Raw genomic sequence first — 14,486 nt, 5'->3', positions numbered from 1 at the left:
CCGCGGTCGTCATCACCCGCAGTCGTCAGTCAGCACCCCACCGCGGTCACCCACCCGGCCGGTGGGCGCCGTTCGACGTACGGTCGTCGGGACCGTCGCCGGAAGGCTCGGCACGAAAGGAAGAAGACATGGTCGACCACCCCCGGGCGAGGAAGCTCGCCGACCGCATCAAGGAGATCGTCGCGCAGATGCTCGACACGCGGATCAAGGACCCGCGCCTCGGGTTCGTCACCGTGACGGACGTCCGCGTCACCGGTGACCTGCAGAACGCCTCGGTGTTCTACACCGTCTACGGGACGGACGAGGAGCGGGCCGGGACGGCCGCCGCGCTGGAGAGCGCGAAGGGCCTCATCCGGTCGGAGGTCGGCAAGCAGACCGGCATCCGCCTCACGCCGGCGATCGAGTTCCACCTCGACGCGGTGCCCGAGACGGCGGCGCACCTCGACGCCGCGCTCGTCGAGGCCCGCCGGCGCGACGCCGAGCTCGCCGCCCTGCGCGAGGGCAAGCCCTTCGCCGGGGACGCCGACCCGTACCGCACGTCGGAGGACGCGGACGCCGTCGCCGACGACGACCGGGCCTGACCGCGTGGGCGCACGCCCGTCCGCGACCGACCGTCGGGAGCGACGCCCCGTCGCTCCCGACGGTCTCGTCGTCGTCGACAAGCCCGCGGGCTGGACGAGCCACGACGTCGTCGGCCGTGGCCGACGCCTCGCCGGCACGCGCAAGGTCGGCCACGCGGGCACCCTCGATCCCATGGCCACGGGCGTGCTCGTGCTCGGCGTCGGGCGCGCGACGAAGCTGCTGACGTACGTCGTCGGCGCCGACAAGGACTACGACGCGACGATCCGCCTCGGTGCGGCGACCACGACCGAGGACGCGGAGGGCGAGGTGCTCTCGCGGGCGGACGCGTCCGCCGTCGTGCGGGCCGACCTCGACGCGGGGATCGCCGGTCTCACCGGCGAGATCCTCCAGGTGCCGAGCACGGTGAGCGCGATCAAGGTCGACGGGCAGCGCGCGTACGCGCGCGCCCGTGCGGGCGAGGAGGTCGCGCTGGCGGCGCGGCCCGTCGTCGTCTCGCGCTTCGACGTGCTCGCGGTGCGGCCCGTGGCGCCGGGGGAGCAGGGCCTCCCCGACGATGCGCCGCCCGCGCTCGACGTCGACGTCACCGTGACCGTGTCGTCCGGGACGTACGTGCGCGCGCTCGCGCGCGACCTCGGGTCGGCGCTCGGCGTCGGCGGCCACCTCACGGCGCTGCGGCGCACGCGGGTGGGCGGGTACGGGCTCGACGTCGCCTCGACGCTCGAGGAGCTCGAGGCCCAGGCGGACCGCGACGGCGTGCTCGCGACCCTGCCGCTCGCGCAGGCGGCCCGTGCGACGTTCCCCGTGCGCGAGCTGACCCCGGAGCAGGCGACCGCGCTGTCGTACGGGCAGTGGGTCGACGCGACCGGGACGCCCGGCACGACGGCGGCGATCTCCCCGACGGGCGAGCTCGTGGCGCTCGTGGAGGACACCCGCCGCGGCGGCAAGGACCTCGCTCGGCCGGTCCTCGTGCTCGCTCCCGCCTGACGCGTCCGGTTCGGCGTCGTGCCCGGGGCGTGGCAGTCTTGTCCAGCGCGGTCCCGGCGCCTCCCCGTCCGGTCCGCCGCCCCCGTCGGCACGGGCGGCCGCCCCGGGCGGCACCCGCGGCCTTCCTGCTCACCTGAGGAGTTCTCGCGTGCACCTGTGGACGGACCTGAGCCAGGTTCCCCCGGGTTTCGGCCCGTCGGTCGTGACGATCGGCAACTTCGACGGCGTCCACCGCGGGCACGCCCAGGTGCTCGGGCGCATCGTCGACCTGGCGCGCGAGCGCGACGCCCGCGCCGTGGCCGTGACGTTCCACCCGCACCCGTCGGCCGTGCACCGCCCCCAGAGCGCGCCCGAGCTGATCACGGGCATCGCGGACCGGGTCGAGCTGCTCGCCGCGACGGGCCTGGACGCGGTCCTGCTCGTGGAGTACACGCTCGAGTTCGCGCGGCAGACGCCGGAGGAGTTCGTGCGCACCTACCTCGTCGACGGCCTGCACGCGGGGGCGGTCGTCGTCGGGCACGACGTCCGATTCGGCCGCGACAACGCGGGGACCATGGAGACGATGGTCGCGCTCGGCGCGCGGTACGGCTTCGACGTGGTGGCGATCGACGACGTCGGCCAGCACCAGGGCGTGCCGGTCACCGACGAGGAGACGCCGGGCGACTCGCAGGTGCGTTGGTCCTCGACGGGCGTGCGCGCGCTGCTCGCGGCGGGCGACGTGCGCGAGGCGGCCCGCATCCTCGGCCGGTCCCACCGCGTGCGCGGCACCGTCGTGCACGGCGACGCGCGGGGGCGCGAGCTCGGCTTCCCGACGGCCAACCTCGGCTCGATCAGCGGCATGGTCCCCGCCGACGGCGTCTACGCGGGCTGGCTCGAGCGACCGCAGCTCGCGGGCGCCGATCCCCGCCATGCGGACGTGCGCCTGCCGGCGGCGATCTCGATCGGCACCAACCCGACGTTCGACGGCGTCGAGCGCCGCGTCGAGGCATACGTGCTGGACCGCGCGGACCTCGACCTGTACGACGAGGACGTGGTCCTCGAGCTCGTCGAGCGGCTGCGCCCGACGCTGCGCTTCGACGGCATCGAGCCGCTCGTGGCGCAGATGCACGACGACGTCGCGCGCGCCCGCCAGATCCTCGCCGCCCCGGGCGGGGAGCCGGTCGCGACGACGCCGGGCGCCTGACCGTGGCCGCCCCGGCACCCGTGCTCGAGGCGCGCGCGCTGCGCGTCGGCTACGCGGACGTCGCGGTGTGCGCGCCCGTCGACCTCGCCGTCGCGCCGGGCGAGCTGGTCGTGGTGATCGGCGCGAACGGGAGCGGCAAGTCGACGCTCCTGCGCACGCTGCTCGGTCTCCAGGCGCCGCTCGGCGGTGCGGTGCGCGCGTTCGGGCGCGACGTGGACGAGCGCGAGCGCGACTTCCGGGCGCGCGTCGCGGGCGTGCTCGACGACGACGCGTTCTTCCCGGCGCTCACGGTCCGCGAGCACCTCGTCCTCGTCGCGCGGGGGCACGGCGTGCCGGGGGCCGGGTCCGTCGTGGACGAGCTGCTCGACCGGTTCGGGATCGCCGAGCAGGGTCGGTCGCTCCCGTCGGCGCTCTCCTCCGGCCAGCGGCGACGCTTCCTGCTCGCCTCGGGCTTCGTGCGGCCCCGCGAGCTGCTCGTCCTCGACGAGCCCGAGCAGCGGCTCGACCCGGGGATGCGCGAGCGCCTCGCGGCGCTGCTCGTCGAGGACGCGCGCAGCGGCGTGGCCGTGGTCCTCGCCACGCACGACCCCGAGCTCGTGGAGCGCACGGGCGCGCGCGGCCTGCTCGTCGGCGACGACCGGTGCGTCCCGCTCGCCCCGGCCGACGTCCACGCGGCGCTCCTTGCGGTGCGCTGACCGTGCCGCACGGAGCGAGCGCGCTGCGCTCCGACCCGGACGAGCTGCTGACGGGCCGCGAGCTGCGCCGTCTCACCGCCCGTGCCGCGGCCGCGCGGGCCGACGCCGGGCCGGGCGAGATCGTCGTCGACGTCGCCTACGCCCTGGTGTCCGTCGCGCTCGCGACGGGCTGGGTCGTCGGGCTCGCGTCGATGCTGCGCTCGACGCTCGCGACCGCCGCGCCGGCGGGCGGGCCGCCCGTGCTGGGGCCGGGGGCCGTCCAGGCGCTCGGCACGACGGCGCTGCTCGCGTTCCTCACGGGCACCGCCGTGCGCCTGGGCCCGGTCGGCGCCGGCGGGGGCGGGGTGCGGTGGTGGGTGCCGACGCCCGCGGACCGGCGGGGGCTCGTGTCGCCGTCCTTCGCGCGCGCCCTCGTGCTCGGGGCCGGGCTCGGCGCGCTGGGGAGCGCCGTCGTAGCCGTCGCGGCCGGCCTGGACGCGGTGCCCGCGCTGCGGGCCGGTGCGACCGGCGGCGCCCTCGGCCTGCTCCTCGTCGCGGTCGCGGGACTCGCCCAGCCGTCGGCCCGCGCCGCCGGGCTGCTCGCGCGGGCGAGCGACGTCGCGGTCGCGGCCGTGCCGGTCGCGGGTCTCGCGCTCGTCGTCGCCGGGCGACCGGGTCTCCCGCCGCTCGGTGCGCCGCTCCTCGTCGTGCTCGGTCTGCTCGCCGTCGCGGCGCTGCTCGTGCTGCGGTGGTGGCGCGGGCTGGAGTCCCTCGGTGCGACGGTGCTGCGCGCGCAGAGCGCGGTCGCGGACCAGGTGGGCGGCGCCGTGCTGTCCTTCGACACGCGCGACCTCGGCCGGGCCCTGCGCCGTGCCGGCGCCGCCCGGGTCCGGGTCCGCCGGCCGCACCGGTTCGCCGCGGTGCGCGGTCCCGTCGGCGCGGTGGTCGCGGCCGACCTCGTGCTGCTGGGCCGCAGCCCGTCGGCGCTCGCGCAGCTCGTCGGCCTCGCCGCCCTCACGGTCGTCGCGCAGCAGGTGCCCGGCCTGGGCTCCGGCTTCGGTCTCTTCGCCCTGCTCGTCGTGGCGGGCCTCGGCGCGGCGGTGCTCGGCGCGGAGGGGGCGCGCACGGCCGAGATGGCCCCGGTCGTCGACGCGCTCGTGCCCCTCCGCGCGCGCTGGACGCGGCTCGCGCGCGGCGTCGTCCCGACGCTCACCGCGACGGCCTGCCTCGTCGCGGGCGCGGCCCCGCTCGCGCTCGGGACGGGGGACGCACGCTGGCTCGGGGTCGCGGTGCTCGCGGCGGTCGTCCAGGGCGCCGCCGCCGTGCGCAGCGCCTACCGCGAGCCGCCGGACTGGGGCGGGCCGCTGCTCGCGACACCCTCGGGCGGCCTGCCGACGGGCGCCGCGGCCGTGCTGCGCAAGGGGCCCGACGTCGCGGTGCTCGGCGCGGTCCCGCTCGGGGTCGCGCTGCTCGTCGGTACGCCCGGGTGGGGCGTCGTGGTGGCCCAGGCACTGGCCGCCGTCGTGGCGGTCGCGGTCGCGACCCACGTGCGCGCGGTCCGCTGACCCGACGGCGGCCCGAGCGCGTCCTCAGGCCGCCGCGGGCGCCGGGACGAGGCGGCCGTCCGCGAGGTGGACCCGCGCGTCGACCGGGTCGAGCGTCGCCTCGTCGTGCGAGACGAGGAGGGTCGCCGCGTCGAGCTCGCGCGCGAGCCGCACGACCAGCTCCACCACCTGCACGCCCCGCTCGTGGTCGAGCGCCGACGTCGGCTCGTCCACGAGGAGCACCTCGGGGTCGTTCATGAGCGCGCGGGCGATCGCGACGCGCTGGCGCTGCCCGCCCGAGAGGTGCTCGGGCCGGCGGTCCGCGCGGTCGGCGACCCCGACGGCGTCGAGCAGCGCGAGGGCGTGCGCGCGGCGCGACGCGGGGGAGCGGCCCCGGAGATGGCTCATGAGCTCGAGCTGCTCGAGCACGGTGAGCGACGCGACGAGCTGCGGCTGCTGGAACACGAGCCCGATGCGCTCGCGGCGCAGCGCCGCCGCCCGGTCCGCCGCGCGCCGCGCGCGCCGCCGGCCGCGCCGTCCGGCCGCGTCCCCGGGCTCGGTGCCGGGGTCGAGCGGTGCGCTGACGACGTCGGGACCCACCCGCACGACGCCCGACGTCGGCGGCGTGAGCGTCGCCGCGACGGCGAGCAGGCTGGACTTGCCGGCGCCGGACGGGCCGAGCAGCGCCGTCGTGGTGCCCGAGGGCACGGTGAGGGAGACGTCGTCGACGGCGACGAGGACGCCGTCGCCGTCGGGGTAGGTGAGACGGACACGGTCGAGGACGAGGTCCACGGGGAGCTCCTGAGGGTCGGTACGGACGAGAGGGAGAAGGGTCAGCGGGCCGCGAGCGCCGCGTGCGGGTCGACGCGCGCGACGCGCGTCACGGCGAGGACCGCGCCGAGTCCGCCGAGCACGACGAGCACGACGGCGGGCACGAGGGTCGTCGAGAGGTCGACGACGACCGGCATGACCTGGGACGCGAGCAGTCCCGCGCCGGCCGCGAGGGCCGTGCCGACGCCGACGCCCACGCCCAGCACGACGCCGGCCTGGCCGATCGCGTCGCGCAGCAGGTAGCGCGTCGAGGCACCGAGCGCGCGCAGCACGGCGACGTCGCCCGCGCGCTGGATGGTCCAGACGGTGAAGAACGCGCCGACGACGAGCGCCGAGATCGCGAGGAGGAAGACCTGCATGAGGGTCAGGGAGAGGTTCTCGGCGGTGAACGACGAGATGGCCGAGCGCGCCTCGCGCGGCGTCGCGGTCACGGTGCCGAGGCGCGCGTCCGTGGCGGCGAGCACGTCCGCGGTCGGCGGGTCGTCGCCGAACCGCAGGGTGACGACGGTGGCCACCTGCCCGTCCGTGGTGTCGTCGGTCGAGGCGCCCGCGGGCGAGGCGCCGCCGCGCGCGCCGACGGCCTGCCAGTCGTCGAGGGACACCCAGACGACCGGCGTGTGCGCGTAGTCCGCCTCGACGTCCGCGACGGCGGAGACCGTCAGGTCGAGCGGCCCGGCGTCCACCTGGTCGCCCACGTCGGCGCCGAGCGCGTCGGCCGCGCCGCGGGAGAGCACGACGGCGCCGGCGGAGACGTCGGCGCCGCCGTCGTCGGTGCCGGGCACGAGCCCCGAACCGGGCCGCACCCCGAACGCGGTGACGGCGGCGGTCGCGTCGCCGGACGCGCGCACGGTCGCGACGCCGAGCGGCTCCGCGGCGTCGACCCCGGGGACGGCGGCCCAGGCGTCCGTCTGCGCGGCGGTCACCTCGGACTCGGTAAAGGAGGGGGACGCACCCTCCTCCGGGGGCGAGAAGACGACGCGGTCGACCGGCAGGTCGGTGACCGCCGAGGTGCTCGCGCGGCCGAGGCCCGCGGTGAGCGCCGCGAGGAAGGCGACGAGGAACGTGATGAGCGCGACGACGACCGTCATGAGCGCGAAGCGACCGCGCGCGTGGCGCAGGTCGCGCAGGGCGAGGAACACGGGGAGACCTCCGGGGTTCGAGGGCAGCGAGTGGGACAGAGTGCGGGGGCGGGGACGCGCTCCGGCGAGCACGAGCGGTCGTGCGTCGCAGGACTCGTCCCGACGTCCCGTCCACCGTCCCGCGTCCGCGCGCGCCCCGGATCACCGGCCCGATCGGTCCTGGGGCGCCGCAGGGACGAGCCCGGGATCGACCGTTCGGACGATGCCGGGTCGCGGCGCCGTGGCTAGGGTGACGGCGTGACCCCGCCCGGACCCGAGCCCGCCGAGCCTGCCGCGCTCGCGGGCCGTGCTGCGCCGACGGGCCGTGCGTCGTCGGGCCATGCATCGGTCGACCGTGCGACGTCGGCGGCCGGTCGCGTCGCGCCGGTCGTGCCGGCCGCGACGCGGTGGCTGCGGCGCGGCCTGGACGTGCTGCTCGTCGGGCTGGTCGCGCTCGCGGTCGCGGGCGCGCTCGTCACGTCGACGGCGCGGGGCGTGGGCGCCGTGCTGCTCGGCGCGGCCCTGCTCGCGCTGTACGTGGTGGGCCGTCGTCGCGTCCCCGTGCCCGTCGACGTGCGCGCGCCGCGCGGTGCGTGGTGGCCCGCGGGCGCGTGGGTGACCGGTCTCGTGGCCCTCTGGGTCGGGCTGTCGCTCGTCACGACGACCGCCGTCTGGGTCGCGTTCCCCCTGATGTTCGTGGCGATGCACGTCCTCGGCCCGCGCCGGGGCCCGGTCGCGGTCGCGGTGGTCGTCGTGCTCGTCGTGGGCGTCATGGCCGCGTGGACCGCGCGCGTCGCGCTGCCGTTCGTGCTCGGGCCGGCCATCGGCGGGGCCGTCGCGGTCGTCGTCGTCCTCGCGCTGGAAGCGGTCGTGCGGGAGTCCCAGGAGCGCCAGCGCACGCTCGACGAGCTCGTGCGCACCCGCGACGAGCTTGCGGCGTCGGAGCGGGAGCGGGCGGTGGCGGCCGAGCGCGAGCGCCTGGCGCGCGAGATCCACGACACGCTCGCCCAGGGGTTCTCGTCCGCCGAGCTGCTCCTGCGCGCGGCCCGGACCGCGCTCGACGCCGGCGACGCGGAGACCGCGCGCGGGTACGTCGAGCAGACGCGCGAGGTCGCCCGGCACAACCTCGCCGAGGCGCGCCGCGTCGTGCGCGCGCTGGCGCCGGCCGACCTCGCGTCGTCGAACCTCGTCGGGGCCCTGCGCCGCGTCGCGGACCGGGCGTCCGGACGCGCCGCCGAGGGCGGGCCGCGCGTCGTCGTGCGGGTGAGCGGCGAGCCCGTCCCGCTGCCGACCGGGGTCGAGGCCGCCCTGCTGCGCGTGGCGCAGTCCGCGCTCGCCAACGTCGAACGGCACGCCGGTGCGACGCGGGCCGCCGTCACCGTGAGCTTCCTCGCGGGCACCGGGCCGGGGGACGACGCGGTCGCGCTCGACGTGGTCGACGACGGGCGCGGCTTCGACCCGGACGCCCTCCCCGCGCCGGCGGCGGACCGGCCCGGCGGCTTCGGCCTCGGCGCCATGCGCGCGCGGGTCACGGACCTCGGGGGCACGCTGTCCGTGGAGTCCGCGCCGGGGGCGGGCACGGCGGTGGCCGCCTGGGTGCCGCTCGTGGCGACGACCGGGACCCGGTCGGGTACGGGTGCCGACGACCCGGCCGACCGCGCGGCCGACGGGACGGCCGACACCCGGACCGAGACCGACGCCTGCACCGAGGAGGAGCGATGACCGGGACCGCCGTGGACGTCGTCCTCGCGGACGACCACCCCGTCGTGCGGACCGGCCTGCGCGCCGTGCTGGAGGCCGAGCCGGACGTGCGGGTCGTCGCCGAGGTCGGCTCCGCCGAGGAGCTGCTCGCGTGGCTGCGCGGCGGGCTGCGGGCCGACGTCGTGCTGCTCGACCTGCAGTTCGGCCCCGGCCGACTCGGGGGCGTGGACGCGGTCCGCGAGATCGTCGCGACGGACGGTCCGCCCGTGCTCGTCGTCACGACCTACGACGCGGACGCCGACATCCTCGCCGCGGTCGAGGCGGGCGCTCGCGGCTACCTGCTCAAGGACGCGCCGACCGACGAGCTCGTCGCCGCCGTGCGCGCGGCCGCGGCGGGCGAGGTCGCCCTCGGCCCGGCGGTGCAGCGGCGGCTGCTCGGCCGGCTGCGCAGCCCGGGCACGGCGCTCACGGCGCGCGAGCTCGAGGTCCTCGCGCTCGTCGCCGAGGGGCGCACGAACGACGAGATCGCGCACGAGCTGTTCCTCTCGCGCGCGACCGTGAAGACGCACCTCGTGCACGTCTACGACAAGCTCGGCGCGCCGTCGCGCACGGCCGCCGTCGCCGAGGTCCGGCGCCGCGGCCTCCTGCGGGGCTGAGCCCGGCCGGGCCGTCGCGGCGCGTCCGCGGGGTCCTCGCCCGAGACGTCGTGCGGGCGTCGTCGGGACCGTCCTCGAGACCGTCACCGCACCGTCCTGCGGGCGCTGCCCGGCCGTGTCACGACACCGGCGCAGGTCCCTCCCTCCGGGTGAGCGGCGCCGTCGTGCACGGCGCCCAGGCGGCCGCGCGGTCCTCGGGCTGCGGCCCGGGGGCGGTCGCACCCGTCCCCGCGCGCGCAGCCCGCGGGGGCGCCGGCGGCCCGCCGCGCGGGCCGCACGAAGACCTCCGACAGAGAGGGCAGAGCCATGGAGGCTCAGCAGCAACCGGCGGCTCCCGTCGCCGAGACCGTCGTCGACGACGTCGCACCCGACGCCGTCGACCAGGCGTCCACCCCGGTCGGCCGGACCGTCCGCAGCGTCGGGCACGGGTCGGCCGTCGTCCCCGACGAGGTCGCGACCGACGCGGACGTGGACCCGGCGGAGTCGGACGCACCGCTCCTGCCCGCGGCCGAGGCCGCGGTGGCGCGGGACCTCGAGCACCACCGGTACGACTCCACGACCGCGTTCGACTACCTGTTCCCGCAGCTCGCGGAGCGCTTCCCGCGGTTCCACCTCCCGGTCGGGAACGGCGCGACGGCCGCGACCGTCGCCGCGCTGAAGACGCTCGGGGCGGCGATGGTCGCCCGGCCCGTCACCCCGCCCGGGCAGCCGCCGCGCAGCCTCGACTCGCACGTTCCGGCCGTGTACACGTACTGGGGCCAGTTCATCGACCACGACATCACGCTCAACACCAACGGCCCCGACACGACGACGGGCCGCGACGGGGACCAGGCGCTCGGCGACGTCGACGCGGTGCCCTTCCGGGTCTTCGCGCCGTGGGTCGTGGTGCGCTCGCTCCACAACGGGCGCCACCCGGCGCTCAACCTCGACTCCCTGTACGGCAGCGGGCCGCGGTTCGAGGGCGAGCGTGGGTACCGCACGACGCGCAGCGAGGCGTCGTACGTGCCGGGCTCGGCGAAGCTGCGGCTCGGCCGCATCTCCACCGAGCCGCTCGTCATCCCGGGCGGTCCGTCGTTCTCGCTCGTGGCGCCCGGCGACGACGCGCAGCGCGACCTGCCGCGCGACGACGGCGGCGCGCCGCTGATCCCGGACGGGCGCAACGACGAGAACCTCGTGGTCGCCCAGCTCCACCTCGCGATGATCCGGTTCCACAACGCCGTCGTGGACTGGGTGGACGACGTCGAGCCCTGGACCCGGCTCACGGGCGGGGAGCGCGGCGTGTTCGAGCGCGCGAGCCAGCTCGTGCGGTGGCACTACCAGTGGCTCGTGGTCAACGACTACCTGCGCACCCTCACCAAGCCGGGCGTGCTCGACGCGACGCTCCTGCGCGACACGTCGTTCTTCCGGCCCCGGTACCCGATCTCCATGCCGCTCGAGTTCGCGGTCGCGGCGTTCCGGTTCGGGCACTCGATGATCCGCGACTCCTACGACTTCAACGTCAACTTCACGGGCCCGCCGCCCGCGAACGCGAGCCTGACGCAGCTCTTCCAGTTCACGGGGAACGGCGGCAGCCTGCGTCCGGGACCGCAGGGCACCCCGGTCCTGCCGTCCAACTGGCCGATCGAGTGGGCGCGGTTCGTCGACAAGGGCGACCCGCGGACGTTCCGCGCGGCGGAGAAGATCGACACGTTCCTCGCGCCGAGCCTGGGCACGATGGTCAAGGAGGGGAACCTGCCGCCCGAGCCGCCCGCGCACACGCCGGCCCAGCTCGTCGCCAGCGCGCTCCAGAAGCAGCTCGCGCAGCGCAACCTGCTGCGCGGCTACATGCTCGCGCTGCCCACGGGCGAGGCCGTCGCGGCGGCCTTCGGGGTCGTCCCGCTCACCCCGGCCCAGCTCGAGGACCGGGCGAGCGACGACGTGAAGCAGGCGCTCGCGGCCCTGCGGGACGGCGATCACGGCGGCACCCCGCTGTGGTACTACGTCCTCAAGGAGGCCGAGCTCCAGGGCGACGGCAGCTTCCTCGGCGAGGTCGGCAGCCGCGTGCTCGCGGAGACGTTCGTGTACCTGCTGCGGCAGGACGACACGTCGTACGTGCGCACGAGCAACCACTGGACGCCCGCGCAGGGCGTGCACTTCGAGGACGGGTCGCTCGTCCTCACACTGCCGGACCTGCTCCGGTTCGCCGGGGTGCTGCCCGACGCCGCGGGCCGGTTCCGCGGTGACGGCACGGCCGGGCACGACGGCGCCCCCTGAGACACGACGCGCGGTCCGGCCGGGCGGGCGGGGCCGCGGCCGGCGACGGCGCGTCCGTTTGGTAGGGTGGATGCGCCGTCTGACCGGCCGCGGACAGAGAGAGCCCGGGAGATCCGTCCCGGCGCACCGCGCAACGAACCCGAAGGAGAACCGTGCCGCTCGACACTGCCACGAAGCAGCGCATCATGACCGAGTACGCGACGAGCGAGGGCGACACCGGTTCGCCCGAGGTCCAGGTCGCGCTCCTCACGCAGCGCATCAAGGACCTCACCGAGCACCTCAAGGAGCACAAGCACGACCACCACAGCCGTCGTGGTCTGCTCCTCCTCGTCGGCCAGCGCCGTCGCCTGCTCGGCTACCTGCAGAAGGTCGACATCAACCGCTACCGGAGCCTCATCGAGCGCCTCGGTCTGCGTCGCTGACACGACACCGCCAGCCCGGTCCCTGCGGGGACCGGGCTGGTCTGGTGTGATGTACCCGTCACACCCCGGCTGAGCACCACCCAGCCGCACACCACCCACCGCGCCGCCGGCCTCTCGTTCGGTCCTCGGTAGTGGCTCACGGACCCCCACGGCACCGTCCTCGGACGGAGCGGTGCGGGAACTGCCGTGGACCTCGATCGAAGACCGCCGAGCGTCGAGTGCGACCGGAGCCCCTGCGCCACGCGCCGGGGCGCGGACCGGAACCCTCGACAGGGCTACCCGGGCGGCGCTTCGAGAAAGGGAGGGCACCCGTGGAGGGTCCCGAGATCCAGTTCGCCGAGGCCACGATCGACAACGGTCGCTTCGGCACCCGCACCGTCCGGTTCGAGACCGGGCGCCTCGCCCGTCAGGCCGCAGGCTCCGTCGCCGCGTACCTCGACGACGAGACCATGCTCCTGTCGGCCACGACGGCCGGCAAGCACCCCAAGGAGCAGTTCGACTTCTTCCCGCTGACGGTGGACGTCGAGGAGCGCATGTACGCCGCGGGCCGCATCCCCGGCTCGTTCTTCCGCCGCGAGGGCCGTCCCTCGACGGACGCGATCCTCGCGTGCCGCCTCATCGACCGCCCGCTGCGCCCGCTCTTCGTCAAGGGCCTGCGCAACGAGGTCCAGGTCGTCATCACGGTCCTCGCGCTCCACCCGGACGACGCGTACGACACGCTCGCGATCAATGCCGCGTCGGCGTCGACCCAGATCTCCGGCCTGCCGTTCTCCGGCCCGGTCGGCGCGGTCCGCATCGCGCTGGTCGACGGACAGTGGGTCGCGTTCCCCAAGTACTCCGACAAGGAGCGCGCGGTCTTCGACATGGTCGTGGCCGGCCGCGTCGTCGGCGACGACGTCGCGATCGCGATGATCGAGGCCGAGGCGACCGACGGCGCCTGGGGCCTCGTCAAGGACGAGGGCGTGGCGGCGCCGACCGAGGAGGTCGTCGCCGAGGGCATCGAGGCGGCCAAGCCGTTCATCAAGGCGCTGTGCGACGCGCAGTCGGCGCTCGCCGCGCAGGCCGCGAAGCCCGTCAAGGAGTACCCGGTCTTCCTGGACTACCAGGACGACGCGTTCGCCGCGGTCGAGGCCGAGGTCGCGACGGACCTGCGCGAGGCGCTCGCCATCGCGGACAAGCAGGACCGCGAGAACCGTCTCGACGAGATCAAGAACGAGATGGTGGGCAAGCTCCAGGCCGGGTTCGACGGCCGCGAGAAGGAGCTCTCCGCCGCGTACCGCGCGCTCCAGAAGAAGCTCGTGCGCCAGCGCGTGCTCACCGACGGCGTGCGCATCGACGGTCGTGGGCTCGCGGACATCCGCACCCTCTCGGCCGAGGTCGAGGTGCTGCCGCGCGTGCACGGCTCCGCGCTCTTCGAGCGTGGCGAGACCCAGATCATGGGCGTCACCACGCTGAACATGCTCCGCATGGAGCAGCAGATCGACTCGCTCGGTCCGGAGACGCGCAAGCGCTACATGCACAACTACAACTTCCCGCCCTACTCGACCGGCGAGACCGGCCGCGTGGGCAGCCCGAAGCGCCGCGAGATCGGCCACGGCGCGCTCGCCGAGCGTGCGCTCGTGCCGGTGCTGCCGAGCCGCGAGGAGTTCCCCTACGCGATCCGCCAGGTGTCCGAGGCTCTCGGCTCCAACGGCTCGACGTCCATGGGCTCCGTGTGCGCCTCGACGCTCTCGCTCCTCAACGCGGGCGTGCCGCTGCGCGCCCCCGTCGCGGGCATCGCGATGGGCCTCATCTCCGACACGGTGGACGGTGAGACCCGCTACGCGGCGCTCACCGACATCCTCGGTGCCGAGGACGCGTTCGGCGACATGGACTTCAAGGTCGCCGGCACGCGCGAGTTCGTCACGGCCATCCAGCTCGACACCAAGCTCGACGGCATCCCCGCCTCGGTGCTCGCCGGTGCGCTGACGCAGGCGCGCGACGCGCGCCTGACGATCCTCGACGTGCTCGCCGAGGCCATCGACGTGCCCGACGAGATGTCCCCGAACGCCCCGCGCGTCATCTCCGTGAAGGTGCCCGTCGACAAGATCGGCGAGGTCATCGGCCCCAAGGGCAAGATGATCAACCAGATCCAGGAGGAGACGGGCGCGGACATCTCCATCGAGGACGACGGCACCGTGTACATCGGCGCCGTCGACGGCCCGTCGGCCGAGGCCGCCCGCGCGGCGATCAACGCGATCGCCAACCCGCACGTCCCGGAGATCGGCGAGCGCTTCGTCGGCACGGTCGTCAAGACGACGTCGTTCGGCGCATTCATCTCGCTCTCCCCGGGCAAGGACGGTCTGCTGCACATCAGCCAGATCCGCAAGCTCGTGGGCGGCAAGCGCGTCGAGAACGTCGAGGACGTGCTGTCCATCGGCCAGAAGGTCCAGGTCGAGATCGGCGAGATCGACCCGCGCGGCAAGCTCTCGCTGCACGCCGTGGTCGAGGACGAGGCTCCGGCCGACGCTCCCGCGACCGAGGACGCGGACGCCTGAC

12 protein-coding genes are annotated in these 14,486 nt (G+C 75.9%); 10 read left to right on the top strand and 2 right to left on the bottom strand.

Annotation, left to right across the window (positions count from 1 at the left end):
- Positions 1–128 precede the first annotated feature (128 nt).
- The 5 genes from rbfA (at position 129) to RDI86_RS00700 (ending at position 4,988) form a co-directional block, all read left to right on the top strand.
- Positions 129–581 carry a 30S ribosome-binding factor RbfA gene (rbfA, locus tag RDI86_RS00720; RefSeq protein WP_043659091.1) on the top strand — a complete coding sequence of 151 codons (453 nt, stop codon included), beginning with the start codon at positions 129–131 and terminating at the stop codon, positions 579–581.
- Between the two features lie 4 nt (positions 582–585).
- Positions 586–1,566, top strand: a complete 981-nt coding sequence (gene truB, locus RDI86_RS00715; protein ID WP_308820406.1) for a tRNA pseudouridine(55) synthase TruB — start codon at positions 586–588, stop codon at positions 1,564–1,566.
- Between the two features lie 148 nt (positions 1,567–1,714).
- Positions 1,715–2,749, top strand: a complete 1,035-nt coding sequence (locus tag RDI86_RS00710; RefSeq protein ID WP_163188507.1) for a bifunctional riboflavin kinase/FAD synthetase — start codon at positions 1,715–1,717, stop codon at positions 2,747–2,749.
- A gap of 2 nt (positions 2,750–2,751) precedes the next feature.
- Positions 2,752–3,444, top strand: coding sequence for an ABC transporter ATP-binding protein (locus tag RDI86_RS00705; RefSeq protein WP_114553193.1), 693 nt, complete (start codon positions 2,752–2,754; stop codon positions 3,442–3,444).
- Between the two features lie 2 nt (positions 3,445–3,446).
- A complete protein-coding gene (locus RDI86_RS00700) occupies positions 3,447–4,988 on the top strand; it encodes a DUF6297 family protein (protein WP_308820405.1) in 1,542 nt (513 codons plus the stop codon).
- A 24-nt stretch (positions 4,989–5,012) separates the two neighbouring features.
- Here the strand turns inward: RDI86_RS00700 and RDI86_RS00695 are convergent, their stop codons facing one another.
- Complete coding sequence (locus tag RDI86_RS00695; protein WP_251177621.1) at positions 5,013–5,759, bottom strand: ABC transporter ATP-binding protein; 747 nt, start codon at positions 5,757–5,759, stop codon at positions 5,013–5,015.
- Between the two features lie 41 nt (positions 5,760–5,800).
- Positions 5,801–6,937, bottom strand: a complete 1,137-nt coding sequence (locus RDI86_RS00690) for an ABC transporter permease (protein WP_251177620.1) — start codon at positions 6,935–6,937, stop codon at positions 5,801–5,803.
- A gap of 237 nt (positions 6,938–7,174) precedes the next feature.
- Between RDI86_RS00690 and RDI86_RS00685 the strand changes: the two genes are divergently transcribed.
- The 5 genes from RDI86_RS00685 (at position 7,175) to RDI86_RS00665 (ending at position 14,485) form a co-directional block, all read left to right on the top strand.
- Positions 7,175–8,638 (top strand): sensor histidine kinase, encoded by a 1,464-nt coding sequence (locus RDI86_RS00685; RefSeq protein WP_308820404.1) that lies wholly within the window; start codon positions 7,175–7,177, stop codon positions 8,636–8,638.
- Complete coding sequence (locus tag RDI86_RS00680) at positions 8,635–9,273, top strand: response regulator transcription factor (RefSeq protein WP_308820403.1); 639 nt, start codon at positions 8,635–8,637, stop codon at positions 9,271–9,273. The genes RDI86_RS00685 and RDI86_RS00680 overlap by 4 nt, the downstream gene beginning before the upstream one ends.
- A gap of 306 nt (positions 9,274–9,579) precedes the next feature.
- Complete coding sequence (locus RDI86_RS00675; protein WP_163188497.1) at positions 9,580–11,526, top strand: heme peroxidase family protein; 1,947 nt, start codon at positions 9,580–9,582, stop codon at positions 11,524–11,526.
- A 152-nt stretch (positions 11,527–11,678) separates the two neighbouring features.
- Entirely contained in the window at positions 11,679–11,948 is a 270-nt protein-coding gene (rpsO, locus tag RDI86_RS00670) for a 30S ribosomal protein S15 (RefSeq protein WP_021479897.1), read from the top strand.
- Positions 11,949–12,259: 311 nt separating this feature from the next.
- Positions 12,260–14,485: a polyribonucleotide nucleotidyltransferase gene (locus RDI86_RS00665; protein WP_021479898.1), complete on the top strand. Its 2,226-nt coding sequence runs from the start codon at positions 12,260–12,262 to the stop codon at positions 14,483–14,485.
- Position 14,486 lies beyond the last annotated feature (1 nt).

Source organism: Cellulosimicrobium sp. XJ-DQ-B-000, assembly GCF_031119065.1.
GTDB classification, from domain to species: Bacteria; Actinomycetota; Actinomycetes; order Actinomycetales; family Cellulomonadaceae; genus Cellulosimicrobium; species Cellulosimicrobium funkei.
The sequence above is the reverse complement of the archived record's forward strand: the minus strand, read 5'-3'. Positions and strand labels throughout refer to the sequence as shown.

Bases quoted from the DNA above. Each gene is read 5' to 3' on its own strand.
- RDI86_RS00675 (WP_163188497.1), top strand. From the start codon at position 9,580: ATGGAGGCTCAGCAGCAACCGGCGGCTCCCGTCGCCGAGACCGTCGTC.
- rbfA (WP_043659091.1), top strand. From the start codon at position 129: ATGGTCGACCACCCCCGGGCGAGGAAGCTCGCCGACCGCATCAAGGAG.
- RDI86_RS00680 (WP_308820403.1), top strand. From the start codon at position 8,635: ATGACCGGGACCGCCGTGGACGTCGTCCTCGCGGACGACCACCCCGTC.